The following is a 26,342-nucleotide window of genomic DNA, read 5'->3' as shown; positions in this document are numbered from 1 at the left end:
GCCGCAATCGGCTTTGAAGAGCGGGCCTGAACCGGAGCCTTTCGCTTGTCGAGCGCCACCAGCCTCTACCTTGACTTCGAGATCGACGCGGGATCTCCCGCAGCGCACGCGTTGAGCCTGCTCGCCGCGGCGTCGGCCGCCGCCACAATCGCGAGCGTACTTATCCGCTCTGCTGATGGAACGTCTGTGGACGAAGCACTGGCCCGCAAGCTCGTTGCGGAGGCTCAGAAGAGGAACATCGCGGCCATCGTTCCTTCAAGCCTGGAGGACGCCACGAAGTTCAACGCCGACGGCATTCACCTGCCGTGGTCGCGCGATATCGTCCGTCAGTTCAAAACGTTGAAGCAATCGGCACCAGCCGGAACGATCATCGGCGTGGATGCCGGACGCAGCCGCCACGATGCGATGGAAATAGCCGAAGCGGGCGCCGATTACGTTGCATTCGGCGTTCCGCCCCATGTCGAAGATCGCGAGCGCGCCGCCGAGCGCCAACTCGACCTGATCTCGTGGTGGAGCGAAGTATTCGAAATCCCGTCCGTCGCCTTCGATGTCGACGACGCGGACGCAGCGCACCATCTCGCCTCGGCTGGCGCCGATTTCGTTTCCGTTCGCCTCGGATCACAGGATACGGAAGCAGCAGCCGTTGCGCGCATTCGCGAATTTTCCGAGGCGATAAGGACTCCGGAGCCAGCGAAATGACAGCACGCGCGACGAAGTTCGTCGTACCGCTCGCAGCCTTAGTTTTTGCCACCTTCGGCGCGGCTGCTCCGCTCTTGGCGGACAGCAGCTCGTGGTTCACCCGCGATACCGAAACGCCCGTGCCGAAGCTCGCGCCCTCGCCGAAGAAAGCGCCACAAAGCACGCCTCCGGCGCAACAGGGAACGTCCGAAATCCGGAAGACAATTCCCTCGACCGTGCCGGCGACCGGCGACGACGCGGCCTATACGGCGTTCGATCAGGGCCAGTACCTGACGGCTCTCAAGCTTGCGGAAGATGCAGCCGCGCGGGGCGAACCGCAGGCCAACACGCTGATCGCGCGGATCTACACGGAAGGCCTTGGCGTCCAGAAGGACGACCGAAAAGCCTTCGAATATTACAAGCGCGCATCCGACCTCGGCGACATGCAGGGTACGTTCGCGCTCGGCATCTCGTATGCCGAAGGCCGCGGCGTGAAAAAGGATCGCAAGGCCGCCGCCGAGCTCTTCGAAAAGGCAGCGCTGACCGGCCACGCCGAAGCCAATTACAATCTTGGCCTTCTTTTCCTCAAAGGCGACGGCAAACCCGAAAACCCCATTCGCGCCTACCAGCACATCCGCTTCGCCGCCGAAAAGGGCTTGCCTCAGGCGCAGTACGATCTCTCCGAACTTTATCAGACCGGATCGGGCGTTGCCGCCGACGCGCTCGAAGCCGCCCGTTGGCTATCCCGAGCCGCCGAGCAGGGCTATCCCGAGGCGCAGTACGACTACGCCGTGAGATTGATCCAAGGCATGGGCCTGACGAAAGACGAGCCGAAGATCCCAATTCTGTTGAAAGCCGCTGCCGACAAGGGCATCGCGGGCGCCCAGAACCGTTTGGCCTACGTGTATTTCGACGGCATCAAGGTAAAGAAAGATCCGGTCGAAGCCGCCAAGTGGCGGCTCATTGCCCAAAAGCAAGGTTTCGAAGACCAAGAGCTCGACGCCCGGATTGCGAACATGCCCAAGGCCGACCGTCAGAAAGCGGAAGCCGAAGCGTCCGCCTGGGCGGATCGTATTCGCGCCGATCCCGGCATGGCCGAACTTCAGTAGCCATTCACGGGGCGCTTTGGCCTTTCAGTCGCCTTGCCACAGGGTCGAAGAGCCGTTAGAGCCCGGCTCTCCCCTTTTGCGCCCGTCCGGATCAACGAAATGAATAACGTATCCCCGACACTCAACGTCATGATCTCGGCTGCACGCAAGGCGGGGCGCAGCCTCACGCGTGATTTCGGTGAGGTCGAGCAATTGCAGGTCTCGATCAAGGGACCGGCCAATTTCGTCTCCGCCGCCGACCACAAGGCCGAAGACATCATCTTCAAGGAGCTATCGAAGTCCCGCGGCACCTACGGCTTCCTCATGGAGGAGCGGGGTGAAATCGTCGGCGCCGATCAGACGCACCGCTGGATCGTCGATCCGCTCGACGGCACGACGAACTTTCTGCATTCGAACCCGCTGTTCGCAGTCTCGATCGGCCTCGAGCGCGAAGGCCAGCTCGTTGCGGGCGTCATTTACAATCCCGCGAGCGACGAACTCTTCACAGCCGAAAAGGGCAAGGGCGCGTACATGAACGATCGCCGCCTGCGGGTCGCGGCGCGCAAAAACCTCGGCGATGCCCTCGTGACGACCGGAATTCCCCACCGCGGCCGCGAAGGCAAGGCGCGCTATCTGAAAGAGATGGACCTCTTGATGAACGAAGTCGCGGGCATCCGCCGGACGGGCTCGGCCGCGCTCGACCTCGCCTTCGTCGCAGCCGGGCGGTTCGACGCCTACTGGGAGCACAATCTTCAGCCGTGGGACGTTGCGGCCGGCATCGTCATCGCGCGCGAGGCCGGCGCCTTCGTCACCGATTTGGCCGGCGGCGACAAAATGATGGACTCCGGCGATATCATCGCCGCAAACCCCTACATTCACAAAGCTTTGGGGCAGTTCCTCTTCAATAAAGCCTGAATCGTGCCGCATAGCCGCGGGGCAGTCGCCACTTCGGCATGATGTTGCCCGTTTTCGATGGGACAGCCTTGCGCTAAGGTTCTAGCGGACAGCGGGGCGTTCCGGAGGCATGGACTAATGGCGAAGATCCGCCCGGGCGATGCTTCGGCACTGGCCCCGGTATCACGGCGGCTGACACCACCCGGTGTCTTTCTGCTGCGCATGACGATTTTTTTGACGCTGGTGGGCTTTCTCGCCGCCATTCTGTTCGACCAACTGAAGCACTCGTTCCTGAACAACCCGGGTCTGAACGGCCTGATTGTCGGGACGTTGGCGCTCGGCATCGTTTACGCCTACCGCCAGGTCTTTCGCCTCTACCCGGAAATTCGCTGGGTTAACGCTTTCCGCATTTCCGACCCCGGCCTCTCTATCAGCGCCCGCCCGGTGCTGCTCGCACCGATGGCGACGATGCTGCGCGACCGGACCGGCACCCTTTCGCTGTCGACCGCCGCGATGCGCTCGTTCATGGATTCGATCGGCTCGAGGCTCGACGAAGCCCGCGACACTGGCCGCTACCTCGTCGGCCTGCTCGTCTTTCTCGGCCTGCTGGGAACGTTTTGGGGCCTCCTTGAGACGATCCAGTCAGTCGGCGCGGCCATCGACACGCTCGACAGCAAAGCGACCGACAATGTCCAGCTCTTCAGCGATCTGAAAGCCGGCCTTTCCGCGCCTCTGAAGGGCATGGGCACGGCGTTCTCGTCATCGCTGCTGGGCTTGTCCGGCTCCCTCATTCTGGGCTTCCTGGAGCTTCAGGCGAGCCACGCCCACAACCGATTTTACAACGAGCTCGAGGAATGGCTGTCGGGCATCACCGAGCTGACGCCTGCAGGCACCGGCGCCCACACGAATGATTACGTCAATCGCCAGCTCCTGTCGGCGGTTGTCGAAATGCAGCGCTCGCTCGAGGACTTCGCGAACCGCGTCGTGGATCAGGCCGGTATGCCTGCAAAAGGCGTGGCCCCCCAGGACGACGTCCGCGACCTCGCGCGCGGCGTCAATCAACTCGTCACGCAGATGCGCTCGGAGCAGAAAGTCGTCCGCGAGTGGGTGGACGAGCAGGCGCAAAGCCAAGCCGAGGTCGCCGCCATGCTGCGCAACCTTGCCGATGCCATGAAGCGCGGAGTTTAAAGGCGCATGGCACGCGGACGGTCCCGTCGCAGCGGTGAATACGGCGAGTTCTGGCCTGCCTACGTCGACGTGCTGTCGACACTGCTTCTCGTCGTCACGCTGCTGATGTCGATCTTCATGATCGCCCAATATTTCTCGGCCCAAGAGGCCACGGGGAAAGACTCGGCCCTCCAACGTCTGACCCAGCAGATCAGCGAGCTGACCTCGATGCTTTCGCTCGAGAAAGGCAAATCGCAGTCGGCCCAGGACGATCTCGCTGCCCTACAAGCCTCCCTGTCGTCTCTGAAAGCCGACAATGAGAAATTGACCGGCGCAGGTCTCGGCGCCGACGACCGCGCCAAAGCGGCTGAAGGCCGGATCGCTTCCCTCGGCGCCGATCTCGACAAGCAGAAAAGTATTTCCGCCGAAGCGCTGTCGAAGGTCGACCTTCTCAATCAGCAGCTCGTCGCCTTGCGCCGGCAGATCGCCGCCCTGAGCGACGCGCTCGATGCGTCACAGAAGAAGACGACCGAGAGCGACAAGACCATCAAGGACCTCGGCGCGCGCCTGAACACCGCGCTCGCGCAGCAGGTGCAGGAACTGAAGCGTTACCGCTCGGATTTCTTCGGCCGCCTGAGAGAGCTATTGAAGGATCGCAAGGACATCCGCATCGCCGGCGATCGCTTCGTGTTCGAATCGGAAGTCCTCTTCCCGGCCGGATCGGCGACGCTGACCCCGGAGGGTGACGCCGCGATGGATCAGATCGCATCGGCGATCCTGGAGCTTCAAAAGGAAATCCCGCCCGACATCGATTGGGCGCTGCAGATCAACGGTCACACCGACATCCGGCCGATCTCGCGATCGCAGTTTCCGTCGAACTGGGAATTGTCGACCGCGCGCGCCTCGTCCGTGGTCAAATATCTGATATCGCGCGGCGTCCCGCCCGATCGCCTCGTGGCCGCGGGCTACGGCGAATTTGCGCCGATCGATCCGGGCCTGACGGAAGAGGCCTTCCAAAAGAACCGCCGCATCGAGCTGAAGCTGACGAACCGATAACCGTGCCCGGCAGCCGGCGCGCGGAACGCGTGTCGCCGGGCACAAGGCAAAAGTCGGACGCCGGGGAGATCCAGCGCGAGCTTCGTTGATTTATGAGAGTCCGAGCGTATCCGCGAGCCAACGGATTAGCTCCGCGTTGTTGTACGAAATATCGTACGCGAAACAGCCGAACAGGACGACAATGACCGTCAGTGCTCTCATAAGAGCAATGATCAGCATGCGGAAGTTAATGGAACGTTAAAGAACGTCCGTCGAGCCGTTTACTCGGCGGCTTCGCGCCCGAATTGCAGCTCGGCGAGATGCGCATAGATTCCGCCCCGGCGGACAAGCTCGACATGCGTCCCCGCTTCGACGATCCGCCCGTTCTCCATGACGAGAATGCGATCGGCTTTCTGAACCGTAGCGAGCCGATGCGCGATGACGATGCTCGTCCGGTCCTTCATCAAGTCTTCGAGCGCGCGCTGCACAGCCCCTTCGCTCTCCGCGTCGAGAGCGCTTGTCGCCTCGTCAAGCAGCAGGATCGGCGCGTTTTTCAGAATGGCGCGCGCAATGGCAATCCGCTGACGCTGCCCGCCCGAAAGCGAGGTGCCGCGCTCGCCGAGCTTGGTATTGTAACCGTCTGGAAGGCGGCGAATGAAGTCGTCCGCCTGGGCCGCCGTCGCGGCCCGCCGAACTTCCGAAAGCGTCGCTCCGGGCGTCCCGTAGCGGATGTTCTCCGCGACCGTATCTGCGAAAAGAGCAACGTCTTGCGGCACCAGCGCGATGTGACGGCGCAGCGCCGCGACGTCGGCGTCCCGTACATCCACCCCGTCGACGCGAACGATGCCTTGGTTCGGATCGTAGAAACGGAGAAGCAGGTTGAAGATCGTCGACTTGCCCGCGCCGGAAGCGCCGACGAGCGCCAGCGTCTCGCCGGAACTCGCCCGAAACGATACGCCATCGAGAGCCTTCTCGCCGGGGCGCGTCGGATAGGCGAAGGTCACGTTCTCGAATGCAATGGTGCCGGTTGACGGTTCGGGCAACGGCGTCGGATGCTCGGGGGAACGGATATCGGGTACCGTCGCCATCATTTCCGAAAGCCGCTCGGCGGCGCCCGCAGCCTGGCTCATCTCGCCCCATACTTCCGAAAGCTCGGCCAGCGCACCGGCAGCAAAAAGCGCGTAAAGAACGAATTGCCCGAGCCGGCCGCCTGTCATATCGCCGACGACGACCTGGGAGGCGCCATACCAAAGCACACCCGTGACGCTCACGACGGTAAGCAGAATAGCAACGAAGGTCAGAGCCGCGCGGGCAAGCATCCGCCGCCGCGCCGCGGCAAACGTCCGCTCGACGGCGCGCGCAAAGCGATCGGAAACCGTCTTCTCGTTCACGTACGCTTGCATCGTCCGGTAGGCGCCGAGATTTTCAGAGGCGTAAGCCGAAGCCTCGCCGAGCGTATCCTGAGCCTGCCGCGACAACCGCCGCACGGCGCGCCCGAATCCGACAAGCGGAAGAACGATGATGGGAATGGCGAGAAACACCAGCGCCGACAGATTGGGACTGGTTATGAACATCATGACGAGCGCGCCAACCAGCATGATGGCGTTGCGCGCCGCCTGACTGAGCGCCGTCCCGGCAACGGCCTTGATCTGCGTGGTGTCCGCCGTCAGGCGGCTCATGATCTCGCCGGAGTGATTGAGATCGAAGTAGGCGGGGCCGAGCTTTGCGAGCTGCGCGAAAACCGTGGTTCGAAGGTCGGCAACAACCCGTTCGCCGATCCAGTTCACGAAATAGAAGCGGGCCGGGCTTGCGATCGCGATGACGAGGCCGATGGCGATGATCGTCAGGAAGTAGTTGTTGATCAGCGTTGAATCGTTGCCGCCGAAGCCGTTGTCGATCATCCGGCGGACGGCAAGCGGCACCGAAAGCATCGCAATCGCCGAGACGACCAGGGCGATGATCGCGCCCCACAGCGCGCCCTTGTGACTGAGGATCAGCGGCTTCAGCGTTAAGAGCGGCTTCAGCGCCAAGCGCTTTGACTGCCGTGTGTTTTCCTGGTCGGGCTGGGCCCGATCCGAGCCCTGATCTGCTACGTCGCTGCTCATCGGCCTTTTTTGGTCCAAAGCTTGGGGAAACAACATATTTCAACCCTGAAGCCGGCCCGGACCATGCCCCACCGGGCAGCCGGGCTCAAGAGACAATGGGCCGCTTTTTGGCCCGGAAGGCTTACGGTTTCCTCAGGTTAGGCCCGACTTGAGGCCGTTATCCGGCCTTGTGCGACAAGCTTATCTCGGCTAAAGAACGCGCCAATTCAGTCCCCTCTGCACGTACCGGGGCCGAGGCTCGTCAGAGCTTCGCCGTGAAAATCGCATTCAAGACGGACACAAGGCCATGAAGAAAGACGCCGACCTTCACCCGGATTACCACCAGATCAAGGTGGTGATGACCGACGGAACGGAATTCACGACCTATTCGACCTACGGCAAGGCCGGCGACAAGCTGACCCTCGACATCGACCCGAACACGCATCCGGCCTGGACCGGCGGCGATGCGAAGTTGATGGACCGTGGCGGCCGCCTGTCGCGCTTCAAGAAGAAGTTCGAGGGCATGTTCTGATCGCCAAGGCGTCGAACGCACTCTCTGGAAAAGCAAAGGCCCGGTCGCGAGACCGGGCCTTTTGCGTTCAAACTGGATTTGAATTCAGCTGAATTTGACTGAAAACGCGCGCTCGAGCAGGCCCACCTGCTGTGCAACCGGATTGACGGCCGCTTGCGGCGTCTCGGCAGCGGAAGGCTTCGCCAACACGCGATCAAGCTGCGAGATGCGATCGTGAAGCTGGAAGCTTTCCTCGATCAGGTTCTGCAAACCTTGCGGAAGCTCGGTATAGCCCTTGACGTGCGACGGCCGGCCGAAAGCCTGTAGCTTGACGCGGCGGCGCTTCTTCTGAGCCTCTTCGTCGGAGATCTCACCCTCGCGCAGAGCGCGACGGATCAGCAGCCACGAAGCGAGGTCGAGCAGCCGAGTTGTAAGTCTCATGCTTTCGGTGGCATAGAGCACGCCCACGCCGCCTACGAGATCCTTGGCCTCTTTCCGGCCCGGTCCATCAAGGTAGCTCGCCGTGCGCTCGACGAGCGCCATGCCTTCCTTGAAGATGTGGTCAAACTGCTCGGAGGACTGAAACCGCTCACCGAACGAGACCGTTGTGGCGCCGCCCGCAGGCGCGCCGTCCACGCGATATACGTTACTCATGACCCTCAACGATACAAACGCTTACCCGTCCGCAACTGCTACCACGAACTGACATTAGTGCACCATAGTTAAGAAGAATGCCCAAAACGGGGCATGTTTCCCTGCTTCCGACGAAGCTCCTGTGGACAATGCAAAAAAAGAGCCGCCCTAACGAGCGGCTCGAAAGTCAACAGTGAGGCGTCAACAAGCGGCAGAGGGGCCGCTTTTATCCAGATGCCCTGGATCGAGGTTCAAAATGGCCCGATATGCTTAAAGTTCAGTTAAGTGAAACCGTCCGCTCACTGTTATAGCGTTAGCAAATCGAAACATTGCGCCAAATTGGTCCGATCCCAAAATCGGACAGCGCAAAGCGCATTTCAAATAGATGCTTCAGAACCGCTTCACGATTTGAAAAGCGCGCGCGCGGCGGCCTCGTGCTTGCGCTTGCGATCGAGCTCCGCGTTCACGCGCACAATCTCAGCATTGAGATCCGCAATCCGCTTTTCGAGCTCGGCAACCGATAACGTTTCGAGATTGTCTCCGATAGCCGCGCCGCTCGGCTTCTTTCGCGGCATCAGATCATCGAGGTCCATGACTGTTCCTCCAATTTTCTTTTGGCGCTCAGCTTATTGGAGACGCGAAGTGGCGTCGAGAGTTGGTCGCCACCGCACGCGCACGCTTGCCCCGCATAGCGTCCCAGTGCATTCCTCTCGGCCATCTTCAAGGAGAAAGCGAGCGAGATGAGTCTCCCGACATCGATGAAGGCCGTTGTGATCGCGGGATCGGGCGGCCCCGAAGTGCTTCAGTTGACCGAAATGCCGGTGCCGCAGCCGAAAGCGGGCGAAGTCCTGATCAAGGTTGCAGCTGCCGGAGTGAACCGGCCGGACGTGCTCCAGAGGCAGGGAAATTATCCCCCGCCCAAAGGTCATTCCGAACTTCCGGGGCTCGAAGTCTCGGGCGTTATCGCCGTGCTTGGCGAGGGGGCTGGTCAATTCGCCGTTGGCGACCCGGTCATGGCGCTCGTCCCGGGCGGCGGATACGCCGAATTCGTCGCTGTGTCCGAACTCAGCTGCATCAAAAAGCCGGACTCGATCTCATTCATCGAAGCGGCGGCGATCCCCGAAACGTTCTTCACTGTCTGGCACAACGTGTTCGACCGCGGCCACCTGAAGGCGCGCGAGAAATTCCTCGTCCACGGCGGCACAGGCGGCATCGGCGTCACCGCGATCCAGCTTGCGAAGGCATTCGGAGCAACCGTCTTCACGACCGCCGGCTCGGATGAGAAGTGCGAAGCTGCCCGCGCCCTCGGCGCCGACGTCGCCATCAATTACCGGACGCATGATTTCGCTCAGGTGATCAAAGCCGAGACGGCCGGCAAGGGTGTCGACGTCATCCTCGACATGGTCGGCGGCGATTACATCGAGAAGAACATTCGCTCGCTCGGAGACGATGGCCGCCTCGTCAACATCGCCTTCCAGAAAGGATCGACAGCAACTGTCGATTTCATTCGCGTGATGCTGAAACGGCTGACCCTCACCGGATCGACATTGCGCGTTCGCACGCCCGAAGTGAAAGGCGAAATTGCCCGCAGCATCGAGGAGCACGCTCTGCCGCTCATCGTCTCCGGCAAGATCAAGATTCCGATCGACAGCACCTATCCGCTCTCGCGCGCGAGCGAAGCGCATGCACGAATGGAGAGCAGCGCTCACATCGGCAAGATCGTGCTGACGGTCGCCTGATCGGCCAATCGAGCGGCCGGCCTACCAAACCAAACTTTGCATGAGAGCGACCGGCTGCGGCTTATCCGAAGAGAACAGCCGCCCGGCCGCCTCCGTGAGGGACTCATCCGCGCCGACGTGAACGCCGCTCGCGATGAAGACCGAACGAATGCCAAACCCCGCCGCTCCAGCGATATCCGTCGCGACGCCGTCACCGATCGCGAGCACGCGGTCCTTGGGAACGGGAACGCCGCGGATATCGGATCCCGTACGCAGCGCCAGATCGTAGATGGGCTGGTAGGGCTTTCCGGCATAGCTCACGTCACCGCCCAGCGCCGCGTAGGCGCTCGCAATTGCACCGGCGCAATAAATGATCCGGCCGCCTCGCTCGACCTTCAAGTCGGGATTGGCACAGACCATCGGCACGTTGCGCGCCTTGAGCTGCTGAAGCAGCGCTGAATAATTTTCCGGCGTCTCGGTTTCGTCGTCATAGAGCCCCGTGCAGACGGCGACGTCCGCATCGTCTGCTGATGCTCCAGGCGTTGCGCCAAGTCCGGCGAAGATCGGCAGATCGCGCGACGGTCCGATGTGCAGGACAGGCCGGCCGGCCCACGCTTCGATGAGGCTGCGCGAGACGTCGCCCGAACTCACGATGCCATCGTAAGCGCCGCGTGCCACACCGATACTATCGAGCTGCCGGGTCACGCTGTCGTGCGGACGCGGCGAGTTGGTGACGAGAAGCGCAGTGCCGCCCTGCTTTCGAAAAGCCTCGCAAGCCGCAACGGTCGATGCAAATGGCCGAACACCGTTGTGCAGCACGCCCCAGATGTCGACGAACCAGAGGTCCGACGAGGCAGCGAGCGGAACGATGGAAGAGAACAGCGGAATGCCAGACATGCGGACCTTGCCCGAGGCCCGTTCTGCGAAATGGATATGCGACCTCGAATTGCGGCCTATAAACGAGCAGGAGCCGGACTGTCATCCGGCTCCGTCGTCACAGTCGGCATGGTTCCGGCTGGCTACGCCGCCGCCGAGTGCTTGGCCGGACGGCTCCCATCGAGGTTGACCTGGCGGGGCGCACCGAAGAGGGGCCCCTGGCCGAGCAGAATGCCCGCATCGAGCAAGCGCTTCTGCATCGCGGCATCCGTGATACCGCTCGCTATGACCGACAGGCCCGCGAGCGTTACCCGCTGCAGGATTTCATCGGCCGGCACGAAGCGGTCGCGCGATGTCATCCCCTCGAGCAGCGATTGAGCGCCGAACCGGACGAAGCGAAAGCCCGCTTCCTGGAGCGCGGCAAAGTCCGTCCCCATGTGCGTCACCTGATCGAGCGCAAGGCGGAAGCCGAACGAATGCATGTCGCGCAGCGCCTGCCATGCGGCCGGAGTAAATTCATCGACCGCGCGTTGCGAGAACGTCAACACGAGCTGTGCGGAAATTCTCGGCCGGACTTCGTAGGCGTGAGCGAAGGATTCGAGGAACGCCCTGCTCGTGACGGACGAGCCGAGGAAGCTCGTCAGCAGCGAACCGCCCCTGTCGCGCGCATCCATGCGGGACGCGAGAGCTGCCGCGCGATTGAGACGCGAGATATCGAAGCGCGTATCGAGATCGCCGCCGACCAGCGCGAAATCTTGCTCGCTTGCGTCGTGCGGTTCGCCGGAAGCCGAACGCAAGTTGGCCGTCATTTCATAATGGCTGACCGAATGCTCCGCGATCGTCACGATCGGCCCGAGCGTCACGTCGATCGCGTCATCTTCGATCGCGCGAATGATCGAGGCGACACGCGGCGGCAATTCCGGAGCACGCGCCGGTTCAGCACTGAATTCCAGGATAGGCAGGTCCGGCAGCGTCAGCTCGGGAAGCGGCGAAGCTTCACGCTGAATGCTCCCAGGATTTGCACGCTCCATCTCAGCAAGGCTCAGCCCGCTCAAATGTGGCTCATGGCGGCCCAACTCAGCGTCAGCTTCTTCTTCACGGAACGTAGCGTCGTCGACGGAATCTTCCGGCTCGAAACCCGCAATACGCTCTGCAGTCGCCGGAATGACGAGTTCTCCAAGACCCTGCGACTGTACGGGCTCCACCGGCGGCGAAACAGATGCTGGCGCAGCTGCCTGCGGCGATGCGGCAGGCCCCTGGCTCATCATCGAAGCAGTGGCCGTCATCGAAGCCGGTGACGAAACGGGCTTCGGTGCCGGTGTGGCTGCATCAAGTGTCGGAAGGTAATCGCCGAAGCCCGACGGCCGTTGGCGCATGCTGGTTGCAACGGCCCTCAGCGCACCGATGGAATCTTCGAGTGCGCTGGCACTCGGCTTCGGCAGCTCATTCGCACGCGAAGACTTCGGCGCGCGCAGCGCCTCGGCAGCGTTCACCTCGTCAGCGAGTTCTTTGATCTTCCGCTGCACCAGCTCGAGATCGCCTTCGATCGTCATGGCCACGCCGCCCTTCGGCATTGCGTTTGCCGAAGCTGACCAGCTCGGCGGCGGTGTGAGCCCTTTCACCGGTGGCTGCTGCGGCTGAACATCGACGCGCCGCCGGAAAGACCAGCGCTCGCGGCCGGTTTCGGGAACCGGCCTTTCGCTCGCCGGTGCCGCAAATACCGCACGGCCCTTGGACTCCGCAGCGGGTTTTGCAGGAAGAGGTTCGCCCGCGGGCGGCATCGGCGCGTGCGGCGCCAAGCGGCCTGCCCTGTCGGCGTCAACGGATGCGAGAGGCCGGGCGCTCGAAAGACCGGCTGCCGCGTGCTGCGGCTGGGGCGCGCCGGCTGGCTGCGCCGGAGCCGTCTGCTCAGAGCGCGGAACCAAATTGCCGATATCGCGGCTGAGTTCGCGAATGCGCGATTCCGGTGTGCTCGAAGCTGCTGGAGCACTTACAGGTGCCGCTGTATTCGGAGCTGACGGAAGCGACGGACCCGGCGCGGCAGCCACCGCCGGCGCCGGACGCGCCTGCGAGATTTTCTGCTTCGCACCGTTCGACTTCACGTCATGGCGCGCCTGCGTAAACTCGGCTCGTGCAAGTTCCGCCTTGAGCAGCGCAATCTGCGCCGATTTCTGAACCTGCTTATGAATGAGCATCAAAAGCGACAGCGCAACGGCGCCCGCGGCGATCGAGATCGGCATCGAAAGGCCGAGCTGCGAAAAACTCATCATCGTAATCGCCGCCGACACGATCAGAATTGATGCAATGATAAGCCCATCGCGCGATCGCGGCTCGCGAGGAGCGTCGGCGTCCTGACCAGTCGCCAGCAACGTTGCATGCCCCGTTGATGGTCCGCTGGCGTCATTCGCCGATCCATTCACGGGTCCATTCGGGGGGGCAACCATTGGACCTCTCGTCGGAGCCGGCCCGATGCCCTGCCCAGGAACTTGCCCGGACCCCAAAGGGAGAGCCTGCGAAGGCGCAGCCGTGTCGAGTTGATCGACATTTGCTTGCGGCTTTGAATTGTCCTGTTTTGTCATGGTGTTCCAGGCTGCCTTCGATTCGTCTTGCCTCAACCTTCGCAGACACATGAAGGGAAGCAATGTACCGGCGGCCGCTATCACCACCTTTTCGCGCGGCATCGCCACAACCAGGCAAATCATACTCCCGGCGGGGCGCGCCGGTCACATGATTCTATCCTTCGAACATATCGCCGGCAGCGGTGCATAGCCGCAAAAGCGCCCTTGACCCGTCTCCCACAAACCCGAATCGGCGCGCTGTTTAGATCTCGTTAGGCGAATCGGCGTGCTATCATCCGACCGACGGCGCCTCTCGCGTTTGTTGGTTTAGCGTATGTCTGGAGGGGAAGAGCGCATGTATATGGATCGAGTAGGTGCCAGCGTCGAAAGTGAAGTCTCGAGTGAACTCGAGCGTGCGCGCATCCTGATCACGGGCCTGACTGGCGTCGCCGGCGTTGACGTTGCACGTGCCTTCGCAGATCTGAAGGCCCGGCTCGTTGTCCATACGACCGACCTTTCCCCCGAGTTGGTCGAACTCGCCGCCCTGCTCTCGCAGAGCGCCAGCGAAATTCGCCTCCACACCCTCGACATATCGACGGCCGATTGCGCCGCGAAATTTGCGCAGACATCGGCCCAGGCTTATGGCGGCCTCGATGTTGCAATCAACATGGCGACAATCTCGTCCGCCGAGATCCAGGCGATTCGTGGCGAAGGCGATCTCGAAGCCCTCGTCTCGGCGAAGCTGGCGCCGCTCGCACAGCTGACGCGCGTCGTCGCCAACCGCATGAACCTCGTACTGAGCGAGGGTATGGTCCTGAACGTCTTGAAGATGCCTGAGCCGAAAGATCGCCGCTCGGCCGCTGTCGCCGGTTTTGCCCGGACGGCGCTGGCCGCGATGATCGCGAACGAAGCGCGCGAATGGGCCGGTAAAGGCATCCGCATCAACGGCGTCGGCCCGCGCGCCTTCTATGATGGCAGCCGCACTGGCGCTTATCTCACGAACGAGCCGGACGTGGCCACTTTGGCGCTCCATCTCGCCTCGCGCCGCGGACGCTCGCTCTCGGGTCACGTCTTCGATGCCGGCGGCCTCGACTTTTGACCTTACTTCCAGCTTTCTGCCCGCTGCGCGGGCCTGTCGAGCCTTGAACGGGCTGCTCGATTGCATTTGATCATCGAACCGTCGATGATTAGCCCTCTCTCGGGAGAGAGAGACGAATGGACATCCGCCAGCTTCAATATCTGGTCGCCCTCGCCCGCGAAAAGCATTTCACGCGCGCAGCCCAGGCCTGCAACGTCACCCAGCCGACGCTCTCGGGGCGTATCCGCCAGCTCGAGCTTGAACTCGGTGTGCCGATCGTCGAGCGCGGTCAGCGCTACCAGGGTCTGACCCAGGAAGGAGAGCGCGTCCTCAAATGGGCGCAACTCATCCTCAACAACTGGGCCTCGATGCATCAGGAGCTGGCCCACCTGGCGATTAGCGATTTTGGCCTGACCGGCCGGCTGACACTCGGCGCTATACCGTCGGCATTGCCGATGCTCCCCTACCTCACGCGCGACATTCAACGCCTGCACCCGCAGATAAATTTCACGATCATGTCGATGAGTTCGGAAGAAATCCTCCGCGGGCTGGAGGATTATTCGATCGACGCCGGCATTACCTATCTCGACAACGAGCCGATCAACGGCCTCATCGCGACGCCTCTCTATTCCGAGCACTACTGTCTTTTCATTCCCGACGACCACCCGCTCGCCAACCGCGAGACCGTGACTTGGCGCGAAGCCGCCGACCTTCCACTCGGACTGCTGACCTCGAACATGCAGAACCGGCGGATCATCGACCGGGCCTTTCACGATGCCGGATGCCGCCCTGCGCCCGCGCTCGAAACCAACTCCGTGATCAATCTTTATTCAAATGTACGGTTGATGCAGCTCGCCAGCGTGATGCCGCACTATCTTCTGGATTTGCTCGGCAACGACTCTGGATTGAAAGCTCTGCCCCTCATTGAACCGAAGGTCGCCCATAGCGTCGGCCTTGTGACCCAGGACCGCGATCCTGTCGCACCCCTGGTGCGCGCCTTTCAGGCGGCCGCCGCGAAATTTTCAGTCAACATTATTTCCTGAGGCGAAACGGACACTTAGTCCGCCATGTTTGCCTCAAACTGTGAGCTTTGCCTCAGTTTTTGCATTGCTTCATAGGCGATATCTATGATGAGATCGACCATATCGATTTGAATCCCGGTACCGGATGCCACACTTAACGTCATGCGGCAAACTGGCGTTCTGCGTCACGGCGACCGCCAACAAGCACTGAGGAAACGCCAAACATGGCGAAGAAAGCCGTAAAGCAAACGAACGGCTCACGGGTGGAACAATTCCCGGCTCCGACCCCTGCTGAGGTCGCGGCACTGGCGTCATGCGCACGCCACGGAAACAAGCCTGACGAGCTTCTTGAGATCTTCCACGACTTGCAGCACCAGCTCGGCTACGTGCCCGATGCGACGTTGCCGGTCATCGCCAAGGCATTGAACCGCTCGCGTGCCGAAATTTACGGCGTGCTGACGTTCTACCACGAATTCAAACGCCATCCGGTCGGCAAGCACGTCGTTAAGATTTGCCGCGCTGAAGCCTGCCAGTCGATGGGCACTGACGCGTTGTGTCAGCACGCCGAGAAATCATTGGGCACGTCACTCGGTGGCACGACCGCTGACGGAATGGTCACCATCGAGCAGGTCTTCTGCCTCGGCAACTGCGCGCTCTCGCCTGCCATCATGGTCGGCGAAAAACTTTACGGCAAAGTCGATCCTAAACGTTTCGATGAGATCATCGGCGGACTCGAGAAGGAAGCCGCGGAATGATCAAGATCTTTGTACCACGTGATGCTGCGGCCCTTTCTGTCGGTGCTGACGAAGTTGCAGCCGCAATCGCGTCCGAAGCGAAGAAGCGCAAACTCGACGTCGAGATCGTCCGCAACGGTTCGCGCGGCATGCTCTATCTCGAGCCGCTCGTTGAGGTGACGACAGCGAACGGTCGCGTCGCCTATGGCCCAGTCGCGGCGAGCGACGTTGCGAGCCTGTTCGATGCAGGTTTTCTCGAAGGCAAGGCCCACGCCTTGGGCCACGGCCTCACGGAAGAAATTCCATATTTCAAAAACCAGGAACGGCTGACGTTCGCGCGCTGCGGTATCACCGATCCTCTGTCGATCGAGGACTATCGCAGCCACGGCGGTTTCGTCGGACTGGCGAAAGCTCTCCAAATGAAGCCGATCGACATCGTCACGGAAGTGACGACGTCAGGCCTTCGCGGCCGCGGCGGCGCCGGCTTCCCGACCGGCATCAAATGGAAAACGGTTCACGATCTGCCGGCCGGTGAGAAGTACGTCGCCTGCAACGCCGACGAAGGCGACAGCGGCACCTTCGCCGACCGCATGCTGATGGAAGGCGATCCATTCTGCCTGATCGAAGGCATGACGATCGCAGCCATCGCGGGCGGTGCGCAGAAGGGATACATCTACGTCCGTTCCGAATATCCGCACTCGGTGCACGTCCTGCGCGAAGCAATCGAGATTGCGCGTCGCGCCAACTGGCTCGGCGACAATATTCAGGGAACAAAACATTCCTTCGATCTTTTCGTACGTATGGGTGCAGGCGCCTACATTTGCGGCGAAGAAACCTCCATGCTCGAAAGCATCGAGGGCAAGCGCGGCATCGTTCGTTACAAGCCGCCGATCCCGGCCATCGAAGGCCTGTTCGGCAAGCCGACGATCATCAACAACGTGATGAGCTTTGCGGCCGTACCGATCATCATCGACAAGGGCGGCGAGTTCTACCGCGATTATGGCGTCGGACGCTCGCGCGGCACACTGGCGTTCCAGATCGCAGGCAACATCAAGCAGGGCGGTCTTGTCGAGAAAGCCTTCGGCGTTACGACGCGTCAGCTGATCGAAGACTGGGGCGGCGGCACGGCGACTGGCCGTCCGGTTCGTGCCGTCCAGGTCGGCGGCCCGCTCGGCGCCTACATCCCGGAATCCAAGTTCGACGTCCCGATGGACTACGAGGAATTCGCCAAGGTCGACGCGATGGTCGGCCACGGCGGCCTTGTCGTCTTCGACGATACTGTCGACATGGCCAAGCAGGCGCGCTTCGCGATGGAATTCTGCACGATCGAAAGTTGCGGCAAGTGCACGCCCTGCCGCATCGGTTCGACGCGCGGAGTCGAGGTGATCGACAAGATCATCGACGACATCGATCGCACGAAGAATTTGGCGCTGCTCGAAGATCTTTGCGTGACGATGGCCGACGGCTCCCTCTGCGCGATGGGTGGCCTGACGCCGTTTCCGGTCATGAGTGCGGTTCGTGGATTCCCCGAGGACTTCCACAAGCCGTCGCCGAATAAGTTTCTCGCGGACGCTGCAGAGTAATTTCAGGATTAGAATCCTCAACGAGGACGCTCGATGAACCACCACGTCAAGCCGATGACTCTCATCAAAGAGATCGACTACGGCACGCCCAGCCCAGAGATCACCGACGCCACCAAGATGGTGACTCTCGAGATCGACGGACAAGAGATCACCGTTGCCGACGGCACGTCGATCATGAACGCTGCGATGCAGCTCGGCATCCAGATTCCGAAGCTCTGCGCAACGGATAACCTCGACGCTTGGGGCTCGTGCCGTCTGTGTCTTTGTGAAATCGAAGGCCGCAGGGGCACGCCGGCGTCGTGCACGACGCCTGTCGCACCCGGCATCAAGGTCACCACGCAGAATGCCCGCCTCGCGAACATTCGTCGGGGCGTCATGGAGCTTTACATCTCCGACCATCCGCTCGACTGCCTGACCTGCGGCGCCAACGGCGACTGCGAGCTGCAGGACATGGCGGGCGCCGTTGGCCTGCGCGAGGTGCGCTATGGCTACGATGGCGAAAACCACGTTTTCGCGAAGAGAGCTGACGGCGAAGCAAACGATCGCTTCAAGCCGAAGGATAGCTCGAACCCCTACTTCCAGTTCGATCCTTCGAAGTGCATCGTCTGCTCGCGTTGCGTCCGCGCGTGCGAAGAAGTGCAGGGCACGTTCGCATTGACGATCGACGGCCGCGGCTTCGCTTCGCACGTCTCTGCCGGCATGGATGAAGAATTCCTGGCCTCCGAATGCGTATCGTGCGGCGCCTGCGTACAGGCCTGCCCGACTGCGACGCTGATCGAGAAGTCGGTCCTCGACCTCGGCCAGCCCGAGCACTCCGTGGTGACGACCTGCGCCTACTGCGGCGTCGGTTGCTCGTTCAAAGCCGAAATGCGCGGCGAGGAAGTCGCGCGCATGGTGCCGTACAAGGACGGCGGCGCCAACGAAGGCCACTCGTGCGTCAAGGGCCGCTTCGCTTTCGGATACGCGACCCACAAGGATCGCGTGCTGACGCCGATGATCCGCGAGAAGATCACCGATGCGTGGCAGGTCGTGTCGTGGGACGAGGCGATCAACTATGCCGCGAAGCGCCTGAAGGAAACGCAAGCGAAGTACGGCAAGGATTCGATCGGCGGCATCACCTCGTCGCGCACGACGAACGAGGAAGTCTACGCCGTCCAGCGCATGGTCCGCGCCGCCTTCAACACCAACAACATCGACACCTGCGCTCGCGTCTGCCACTCGCCGACCGGTTACGGTCTGAAGCAGACGTTCGGTGAATCCGCCGGCACGCAGGACTTCAAGAGCGTCGACAAGACGGACGTGATACTTCTCGTCGGCGCCAACCCGACCGACGCACATCCGGTCTTCGGATCGCGCATGAAGAAGCGCATCCGTGAGGGCGCCAAGTTGATCGTCGTCGATCCCCGCCGGATCGAGCTCGTCCGCTCGGCGCACGTCGAAGCTGCCTATCATTTGCAGCTCCAGCCTTCGACGAACGTCGCGATCATGAACGCCATCGGTCACGTCATCGCGACCGAGAACCTGATCGACCGCAAGTTCGTCAAGCGCCGCTGCGAGCCGACCGACTTCTATCGCTGGGAAGAGTTCATCAAGCAGCCGGAGAATTCGCCGGAAGCGCTCGAATCGATCACCGGCGTTCCGGCACAGCAGGTTCGCGAAGCGGCCCGCCTCTATGCCACCGGCGGCAATGGCGCGATCTACTACGGCCTCGGCGTCACCGAGCACAGCCAGGGCTCGACGATGGTCATGGCCATGGCCAACATCGCGATGGCGACAGGCAACATCGGACGCGAGGGCGTCGGCGTGAACCCGCTGCGCGGCCAGAACAACGTGCAGGGCTCCTGCGACATGGGATCGTTCCCCCATGAGTTGCCCGGCTACCGCCACGTCTCGGTTCCCGAGACTCGCGCCATCTTCGAGAAGGAATGGGACGTCAAGCTCGCCAGCGAGCCGGGCCTTCGCATTCCGAACATGTTCGACGCCGCCTCCGACGGATCGTTCATGGGCCTCTTCATCCAGGGCGAGGACATCGCCCAGTCCGACCCCAACACGCATCACGTCGAGCACGCGCTGTCCTCGATGGACATCGTCATCGTGCAGGATCTCTTCCTGAACGAGACGGCGGCGTTCGCGCACGTGTTCCTGCCCGGCACGTCGTTCCTTGAAAAGGACGGCACCTTCACCAACGCCGAGCGCCGCATCAACCGCGTACGCAAGGTGATGCGCGAGAAGCAGGGAATGCCGGAGTGGGAAGTCGTCTCCCGCATCGCGACCGCCATGGGCCATCCCATGCGCTATAACAATGCGGCCGAGATCATGGACGAGATCGCCCGCCTCACGCCGACGTTCGAGGGTGTCTCCTTCGATCGGATCGAAGAGCTTGGCTCGATCCAGTGGCCGTGCAACGAAGAGCACCCGACCGGCACGCCTGTGATGCACACGGAAGAGTTCACGCGCGGGAAGGGCCGCTTCATGCTGACGGGCTTCGTCCCGACGGCGGAACGCTCGAACCGCAACTTCCCGCTCATCCTGACGACCGGGCGCATCCTGGCGCACTACAACGTCGGCGCCCAGACGCGGCGCACGGACAACGTCGCTTGGCACCCCGAGGACATTCTCGAGATCCATTCGAGCGACGCGGAACTGCGCGGCATCAAGACTGGCATGAAAGTGTCGCTCGCGAGCCGCGTCGGCGCCACGACGCTCACGGCGAAGGTTTCCGACCGTATGCCGCCGGGCGTCGTCTATACGACCTTCCATCACCCGGTCACGGGCGCCAACGTCATCACCACGGACAACTCGGACTGGGCGACCAACTGCCCCGAGTACAAGGTGACGGCGGTGCAGGTGACCGTCTCCAACCACCCGTCCGAGTGGCAGGAGGAATGGCAGGAGCGCGAAGTCGAGAACAAGCGCATCGCCAAGGAAAAGAAGCTGGAACCGGCCGAGTAATCTCGGCCCTCCAGCCTGGAGCTGAATTGCGATGAATGTCGTGCCGAAGGACGTCAAGCAGCCTCAGGGCGGAGCGGAGCTTTGCTCGCGCCCCGCCGTTGGCGAGCTGCAAACGGCCTCCGGCACGCAGTCCGTGACATGGCAGCTCCCCGAGGAGGTGCCCGTCGCGCTGCAGATCAACTCCGAACCCTACACGGTCATGATGTCGACGCCGGCGGATCTCCGCGATTTCGCCGTCGGCTTTCTCGTGGGCGAAGGCATCGTCCCGGATCCTTCTAAGATTCAGGGCATCCTCGTGATGCCGGTCGAAGGCGGCATGGCCATCGACGTCGCGGTGCCTGAGACCGCGATCGAAACTTCGCGCCTCGCGCGCCGCGCCATGGAGGCCCGCACGGGTTGCGGCCTCTGCGGTGTCGAGGATATCGAATCGGCCGTTCGGCCATTACAGCGTCTCGGCCGGACATGGTCACCTAGTCCTGACGCGATACGGCGCGCCGAACAGAACCTTTTCGACCACCAACCGATGAACCGCTTCAACCGCTCGGTTCACGGCGCAGCTTGGGTATCGAAGAACGGCGAGATCCAGTTCGTCCGCGAGGACGTCGGACGCCACAACGCTCTCGATAAACTCATCGGCGCTCTCTACACGCAAGGTATCGATCGGACGGACGGCTTCGTCCTGATGACCAGCCGCTGCAGCTTCGAACTCGTGCAGAAATCAGTCACAGCGGGCATTCAGGCTCTGGTGACCGTGTCCGCGCCGACCGTCCTCGCCCTCGAACTTGCCGAGAAAGCCGATCTCTTTCTGGCGTCTCGCGGACCAGGTGGCCCCGTCGTATTCCATCCCTGATCAACCCAATCCAATCTCAATCGAGAAATCTGATGCAAGCTTCCGATCTCGTCCGCATGGCCAATCAAATCACAGACTACTTCTCCGTCTACCCGAAGCCCGAAGCCATCGACGGCATCTCGAAGCACATCCACGCCTCGTGGGAGCCGCGCATGCGCAACGCTCTGAAGGCCCACATCGATGCCGGCGGAGAGGGCTTGTCGCCGCTGTTTCTCGAAGCGATGGCCGATTACTTCAAAGGGCCCAAGACCCCGGCGAAGGCAGCGGCACGCTGACCCAGGAACGCACGGCTAGTAGGGCGTTCCGTCCTTGTGCGTGAATAGCCAGCGGCCGTCCGCGCCAAGCTGCGCTTCGAGATCGTCGGCTGGGTAAGTCCCTGTGTCGCCGGGCGTGCGATCCCCTATCTCGAGGTAAACAACGTCGCGATCGGTCCGGTTGACGAGCTGATGCGCGACGCCGGCTGCGGGAAAGCCCGCACACATTCCCGGCGCGAGTTCAATCTCACCTGCATCCGTTACCAGCGTCGGCCGGCCTTCAAGAATGTAGACGAATTCGTCCTGCTTGCTGTGCCGATGAAGAAGCGCAGATTCCCCGCCCGGCAGTAGCCGCGTGAGATTGACGCCAAAGTTTTTCAAGCCGAACTGATCGCCGAGCGCACGCTTCTCCCTCTTCAGCATTCGTGAAAAGAACGGCTCGGGATAATTCGAGGGTTTTGTTCTTGGTGGCACCGCGGCCGCCACGACCGCGATCGGAAGTCCCTCACTTCCCCCCGACATTTTCGTCTCCACAATGATTATCGCCCGGCACGTTAGCAGCTCTCCAACGAAAAAGGGCGGTGCGAGCCGCCCTTTTTCATTCCGGTCTGAAACAGTGCCCTTACTCCGCCGCAGCCCTGTTCGCGGCGAGCACCTGATCGCGTAGCCGCCCGCCGACCTCTGACAGATGATCGAATCCGAAGGTGAACGAGCCGACACCTGCCGTCGCCGATCTCAGATCGATGATCAGGTTATCCATCTCCGCCTCAGGAATATGAGCCTGGATCAAATCCCATCCGGGCCAGCCCGGACGTGCGTCGAAGCCGAGGATCTGGCCGCGCCGCTGCGAGATGATGCCGTTGATCCGAGCATTCGACTCCGACGGCACCGCGATCGATACGGCCATGATCGGCTCGAGCAGAACCGGATTGCATTTCGGCAACCCTTCCGACATCGCGAGTCGCCCCGCCTGCCGGAACGCCATGTCGGAGGAGTCGACCGAGTGAAACGACCCATCCGTCAGCGTCACCGCGACGTCGACGACGGGAAACCCGAGCGGACCTTCGCTGAGGTAATCGCGCACGCCGATTTCGACCGACGGAATATAATTCTTCGGAATGGCCCCGCCGGTGATCGTCTCGCTGAAAGTGATGCCGCCGCTTCTGGGTAACGGCTTGATGTCGAGTTTCACATCGCCGAACTGGCCATGCCCGCCCGACTGCTTCTTGTGCCTTCCGCGAACCTCGGTCGACGACCGTATCGTTTCCTTGTACCCCACGCGCCGCTTCTCGCGCGCCACGTCGATACCGTACTTTCGCATCAACCGCTCGAGCGCCACCCGAAGGTGCATCTCGCCCTGTCCGTGCAGCAGAATTTGATGCATCTCGGCATTGTGTTCGAGCACCAGCGACGGGTCTTCGTCGATCAGCTTGGCGACGGCGGACGAAAGCTTCACCTCGTCTTTGCGATCCTTGAGGCCGAGCCCAATTGCGAGCGCCGGTTGCGGTGCCTCCGGCACGCGCAGTTGGGCTATTGCCGTCTTGCCGACTGCGATCGTCTCGCCCGAGTGCATAGAATCGAGCCGTCCCAGCGCCACCGTATCGCCCGCCTTGGCGGGCCCGCGCTTGATCGCCTCTTCGCCGCGAATGGTGAAGATACCGGCGACGCGCTGCTCCTGCCCGCTGCTGCCGGTCACCGTCGCACCATCGGCGATTTCACCGGCAAAAACGCGCGTATACGACAGTTTCCCGCCCGCCTTCGTATGCACGCTCTTGAAGACGTAAGCCGCGGATTTGAGACCGTCGAGCCCCAACCGCTTCGCCGTATCCTCGACCGACGGACATTCGTGACGAAGCGCCTTCAACAGCCGAAGGATTCCATGCCCGTGCTCCGCTGAGCCGATGAGAACAGGGCATATCAAGCCGTCGCGAAGCTCCTTGGAGAGGTCATCGAAAACGCGGTCGTTCGGCGGCGGAATGTCTGCGAGCAGCTGCTCCATCAGTTCATCGTCGTAATCGGCGAGCTTCTCGAGCATCTGGAATCGCGCTTCCTTCTCGCGCGCTTCGATCGCTGACGGCAGCTCGATGATCTTGCTCGACGCATGTTCGCAGTAGACATACGCACGCTCCGACGCGAGGTCGACGAAGCCTGTTGCTATCCCGTTTTCCCAGATCGGCATCTGGCGCAGCACAAGCGGTTTGGCGCTTGCCGGCTGCAGGCTCGGAATGACGTCGTGAACCGGAATGGGCGACGTATCGATCTTGTTCAGGAACACGATGTGCGGAACGCCGGCCTCATCGAGTTGCTTGAGAATGACTTGGAGAGCCGGGACGCGTTTCGGATCGGCTTCGCAAACGACGACGGCCATATCGCAGGCAGGAAGCGCGAGTGTCCCCTCATGCGCGAACTCGACGGAGCCTGGACAATCGATAAACGTGAAATTCTCACCGAGAAATGAAGTGTCAGCAACGTTGAGGCCGACGCTCATCGCGTGCTCGCGGGCCTCCGGCGAACTATCGCCGACCGTCGAATTTTGTGCGATCGAACCGGCCCTTGAAATGCTGCCGGTGCGGGCGAGTATGGCTTCGAGAAGTGTCGTCTTACCGCTGGCGAAGGGTCCGATGAGCGCAACGCATCGCGCGCCTCGGACCCCAGACCTGGTACTTTGATTGCCGTTTCCGCCCTTCGGGCCATCTGAGCTCGTCATGATTGCCTCCGATGTTGCGAGGCGCGCGACCATGCAAGCCGCGCCCCGCACCTCGGAAGAGAGCGGCTCCGCGAATGGTCGCTCCAAAGCGGAAGAGGCACAACGGGAATCACCGCACAGTTTCGTGAAAAATTTATTGCAACGCGGTAGAATTACTGAATACGGGAGGATCTATACTGCGCTGCCAAAGCTACTTCTCGCGATATCCTTCCGCACGGGTCCGGAAAGACAAAAATAACTTGAATAACTTTAAACTTGTCGCATTGTGAACTCTTCCGGCGTTTCGCGCGTTCATAGGGCACTGGCGAGAAATACGGAACGAGCCAGAGGGATATTGGCTCAGGAAATGCGAGGCTGGGTTATGAGTATCGAAACGTTGATGTCCGCGGCCAACGCTGCCGGATATGTCATGGCCGCCGAAGAACAACTCCCCGACGCTTTCGGCGCCGAACCTCAGGTGTTTGAATTCAAGTCGCAGCCGCCGACGGCGATCGCGATTTGGCGTCCGGTTGTCCCAGCCGTCGATGGCAAGCCGCTCACCGGCCACATTGCCAACGCGTGGGATTGGTTCACCGAGCGCTTCGTTCATCACGGCGCAACGCCGGCCTGAGAAGCGAACAACGCCCTGCAGAATTGGAAAAGCGCGCGACCGAAGTCGCGCGCTTTTTGTTTCGCCGATTTTGGTCTCAGGCGAGATTTCCGCAGAAGCGCTGAATGCGCGTGCAGGCATCCTTCAACGAATCGGTCGAAGCCGCGTACGAAACGCGGAACGACGGCGATCCTTCAAAGGCCGCTCCGTGGACGACCGCAACGCCTTCTTCCTCGAGCAAAGCAGTGACGAAATCTTCGTCGTTATTGATCACCGTGCCCGTTTTGCTCGTCTTGCCGATCAACGCCTTTATGCTCGGATAGACGTAGAACGCACCCTGCGGCTTCGGGCACTGCAAGCCCTTCGCCTGGTTCAGCATGCTGACGACGAGATCGCGGCGCTCGACGAAGATCTTGTTGTTGGCGGCGATAAAATCCTGCGGCCCGTTGAGAGCTTCGACACCTGCCCACTGCACGATCGACGACGGATTGGATGTCGACTGCGACTGCAGCTTGCGCATGGCGTTGATGAGCACCTCGGGACCTGCCGCATAGCCGAGACGCCAGCCGGTCATGCAATAGGCCTTCGACAGCCCGTTCATCGTCAGTGTGCGGTCATAAAGCTTCGGCTCGACTTGCGCCGGCGTTGCGAATTTCAGTCCGTCGTAGAGCAGGTGCTCGTACATATCATCCGTCAAAACCCACACGTGCGGATGCTTCAGGAGAACGTCGGTCAGCACTTTGAGGTCGGCAGCCGAATAAGCCGTACCCGTCGGATTGGACGGCGAATTGAAGATGAACCACTTCGTCTTCGGCGTGATCGCCTTTTCGAGTGCTTCCGCCTTCAGCTTGTAGCCGTCTTCGATGGTCGTCTCTGCGAAGACGGGCTTGCCGCCGCCAAGCAGAACGATGTCGGCATAGGAAACCCAGCACGGCGCCGGGATGACGACCTCGTCTCCCGGATTGAGCGTCGCGAGCAGCGCGTTATAGAGCACCTGCTTGCCGCCGGTGCCGACCGAAACCTGGCTCGGTTTGTAGTCGAGGCCATTGTCGCGCTTGAACTTCGCGGCGATCGCCGCCTTGAGTTCGGGTATGCCGTCGACGTCCGTGTACTTCGTCTTGCCCTCATCGAGCGCGCGCTTGGCAGCGTCTTTGATGTTCTGCGGCGTGTCGAAATCGGGCTCCCCGGCGGACAACGAGACGATGTCTCGTCCTTGCGCCTTGAGCTGCCGCGCCTTCATCGAAACGGCGATTGTCGCGGAGGGTTGGATTCGGTTCAGAGTGTCGGCGATGAAGCCCATGTTCAAGCGGCCTGTTATCGGATTGAGTTAT

Annotated in this window: 23 protein-coding genes; 15 read left to right on the top strand and 8 right to left on the bottom strand. The window is 61.7% G+C overall.

All coding sequences use genetic code 11. The features are described from left to right. The first annotated feature begins 45 nt into the window (after positions 1-45). The 5 genes from AACL53_RS04165 (at position 46) to AACL53_RS04145 (ending at position 4,883) form a co-directional block, all read left to right on the top strand. On the top strand, positions 46-699 hold the full coding sequence (locus AACL53_RS04165; protein WP_339082775.1) for a thiamine phosphate synthase: 654 nt from the start codon (positions 46-48) through the stop codon (positions 697-699). Next, positions 696-1,787, top strand: a complete 1,092-nt coding sequence (locus AACL53_RS04160; protein ID WP_339082773.1) for an SEL1-like repeat protein — start codon at positions 696-698, stop codon at positions 1,785-1,787. The genes AACL53_RS04165 and AACL53_RS04160 overlap by 4 nt, the downstream gene beginning before the upstream one ends. A gap of 99 nt (positions 1,788-1,886) precedes the next feature. Next, the gene (locus tag AACL53_RS04155) at positions 1,887-2,681 is read left to right on the top strand and encodes an inositol monophosphatase family protein (RefSeq protein WP_339082771.1); all 795 of its coding nucleotides are present in this window, start codon (positions 1,887-1,889) and stop codon (positions 2,679-2,681) included. Between the two features lie 117 nt (positions 2,682-2,798). Further along, on the top strand, positions 2,799-3,848 hold the full coding sequence (locus tag AACL53_RS04150; protein ID WP_339082769.1) for a flagellar motor protein MotA: 1,050 nt from the start codon (positions 2,799-2,801) through the stop codon (positions 3,846-3,848). Positions 3,849-3,854: 6 nt separating this feature from the next. Beyond that, positions 3,855-4,883 carry a peptidoglycan -binding protein gene (locus AACL53_RS04145; RefSeq protein ID WP_339082767.1) on the top strand — a complete coding sequence of 343 codons (1,029 nt, stop codon included), beginning with the start codon at positions 3,855-3,857 and terminating at the stop codon, positions 4,881-4,883. Positions 4,884-5,143: 260 nt separating this feature from the next. Here AACL53_RS04145 and AACL53_RS04140 read toward each other — a convergent pair whose 3' ends face one another. After that, a complete protein-coding gene (locus tag AACL53_RS04140; RefSeq protein WP_339082764.1) occupies positions 5,144-6,967 on the bottom strand; it encodes an ABC transporter transmembrane domain-containing protein in 1,824 nt (607 codons plus the stop codon). Between the two features lie 286 nt (positions 6,968-7,253). Between AACL53_RS04140 and rpmE the strand changes: the two genes are divergently transcribed. Next, entirely contained in the window at positions 7,254-7,478 is a 225-nt protein-coding gene (gene rpmE / locus AACL53_RS04135; RefSeq protein ID WP_339082762.1) for a 50S ribosomal protein L31, read from the top strand. Positions 7,479-7,562: 84 nt separating this feature from the next. Here rpmE and AACL53_RS04130 read toward each other — a convergent pair whose 3' ends face one another. Together AACL53_RS04130 and AACL53_RS04125 are read right to left on the bottom strand one after the other, a co-directional pair. Further along, entirely contained in the window at positions 7,563-8,111 is a 549-nt protein-coding gene (locus tag AACL53_RS04130) for a DUF1465 family protein (RefSeq protein ID WP_339082760.1), read from the bottom strand. A gap of 380 nt (positions 8,112-8,491) precedes the next feature. Continuing rightward, the gene (locus AACL53_RS04125) at positions 8,492-8,683 is read right to left on the bottom strand and encodes a DUF1192 domain-containing protein (RefSeq protein ID WP_339082758.1); all 192 of its coding nucleotides are present in this window, start codon (positions 8,681-8,683) and stop codon (positions 8,492-8,494) included. A 147-nt stretch (positions 8,684-8,830) separates the two neighbouring features. Between AACL53_RS04125 and AACL53_RS04120 the strand changes: the two genes are divergently transcribed. Then, positions 8,831-9,829, top strand: coding sequence for an NAD(P)H-quinone oxidoreductase (locus tag AACL53_RS04120; protein WP_339082756.1), 999 nt, complete (start codon positions 8,831-8,833; stop codon positions 9,827-9,829). 21 nt (positions 9,830-9,850) lie between these two features. Here AACL53_RS04120 and AACL53_RS04115 read toward each other — a convergent pair whose 3' ends face one another. After that, positions 9,851-10,705, bottom strand: coding sequence for a TIGR01459 family HAD-type hydrolase (locus tag AACL53_RS04115; protein WP_339082754.1), 855 nt, complete (start codon positions 10,703-10,705; stop codon positions 9,851-9,853). 122 nt (positions 10,706-10,827) lie between these two features. Beyond that, entirely contained in the window at positions 10,828-13,128 is a 2,301-nt protein-coding gene (locus AACL53_RS04110; RefSeq protein ID WP_339082752.1) for an EAL domain-containing protein, read from the bottom strand. Between the two features lie 469 nt (positions 13,129-13,597). On the opposite strand from AACL53_RS04110, the gene AACL53_RS04105 reads away from it, so the two are divergent. The 7 genes from AACL53_RS04105 to AACL53_RS04075 all read left to right on the top strand — a co-directional run bounded on the left by AACL53_RS04105 (position 13,598) and on the right by AACL53_RS04075 (position 21,736). Then, complete coding sequence (locus AACL53_RS04105; RefSeq protein ID WP_339082750.1) at positions 13,598-14,341, top strand: SDR family NAD(P)-dependent oxidoreductase; 744 nt, start codon at positions 13,598-13,600, stop codon at positions 14,339-14,341. Positions 14,342-14,457: 116 nt separating this feature from the next. Next, positions 14,458-15,363, top strand: coding sequence for a LysR family transcriptional regulator (locus AACL53_RS04100; protein ID WP_339082748.1), 906 nt, complete (start codon positions 14,458-14,460; stop codon positions 15,361-15,363). A gap of 203 nt (positions 15,364-15,566) precedes the next feature. After that, positions 15,567-16,097 carry an NAD(P)H-dependent oxidoreductase subunit E gene (locus tag AACL53_RS04095; protein ID WP_339082746.1) on the top strand — a complete coding sequence of 177 codons (531 nt, stop codon included), beginning with the start codon at positions 15,567-15,569 and terminating at the stop codon, positions 16,095-16,097. Then, positions 16,094-17,659 (top strand): NADH-quinone oxidoreductase subunit NuoF, encoded by a 1,566-nt coding sequence (locus tag AACL53_RS04090; protein WP_339082743.1) that lies wholly within the window; start codon positions 16,094-16,096, stop codon positions 17,657-17,659. Before AACL53_RS04095 ends, AACL53_RS04090 begins: the two co-directional genes overlap by 4 nt. 54 nt (positions 17,660-17,713) lie before the next feature. Then, the gene (gene fdhF / locus AACL53_RS04085) at positions 17,714-20,611 is read left to right on the top strand and encodes a formate dehydrogenase subunit alpha (protein WP_339086878.1); all 2,898 of its coding nucleotides are present in this window, start codon (positions 17,714-17,716) and stop codon (positions 20,609-20,611) included. 31 nt (positions 20,612-20,642) lie between these two features. Then, complete coding sequence (gene fdhD, locus AACL53_RS04080; RefSeq protein WP_339082741.1) at positions 20,643-21,461, top strand: formate dehydrogenase accessory sulfurtransferase FdhD; 819 nt, start codon at positions 20,643-20,645, stop codon at positions 21,459-21,461. Positions 21,462-21,493: 32 nt separating this feature from the next. Continuing rightward, positions 21,494-21,736, top strand: coding sequence for a formate dehydrogenase subunit delta (locus AACL53_RS04075; RefSeq protein ID WP_339082739.1), 243 nt, complete (start codon positions 21,494-21,496; stop codon positions 21,734-21,736). A 15-nt stretch (positions 21,737-21,751) separates the two neighbouring features. Here AACL53_RS04075 and AACL53_RS04070 read toward each other — a convergent pair whose 3' ends face one another. Together AACL53_RS04070 and AACL53_RS04065 are read right to left on the bottom strand one after the other, a co-directional pair. Then, entirely contained in the window at positions 21,752-22,237 is a 486-nt protein-coding gene (locus AACL53_RS04070) for a cupin domain-containing protein (protein ID WP_339082737.1), read from the bottom strand. A gap of 100 nt (positions 22,238-22,337) precedes the next feature. After that, the gene (locus tag AACL53_RS04065) at positions 22,338-24,422 is read right to left on the bottom strand and encodes an elongation factor G (RefSeq protein WP_339082735.1); all 2,085 of its coding nucleotides are present in this window, start codon (positions 24,420-24,422) and stop codon (positions 22,338-22,340) included. A 361-nt stretch (positions 24,423-24,783) separates the two neighbouring features. On the opposite strand from AACL53_RS04065, the gene AACL53_RS04060 reads away from it, so the two are divergent. Beyond that, entirely contained in the window at positions 24,784-25,032 is a 249-nt protein-coding gene (locus AACL53_RS04060) for a hypothetical protein (protein WP_339082733.1), read from the top strand. Positions 25,033-25,108: 76 nt separating this feature from the next. Here AACL53_RS04060 and AACL53_RS04055 read toward each other — a convergent pair whose 3' ends face one another. Next, positions 25,109-26,311, bottom strand: coding sequence for a pyridoxal phosphate-dependent aminotransferase (locus AACL53_RS04055; protein WP_339082731.1), 1,203 nt, complete (start codon positions 26,309-26,311; stop codon positions 25,109-25,111). Positions 26,312-26,342: the final 31 nt, after the last annotated feature.

The organism is Hyphomicrobium sp. ghe19, from assembly GCF_902712875.1.
Taxonomy (GTDB): domain Bacteria; phylum Pseudomonadota; class Alphaproteobacteria; order Rhizobiales; family Hyphomicrobiaceae; genus Hyphomicrobium_B.
This window is presented reverse-complemented; position numbering and strand designations above follow the sequence as displayed.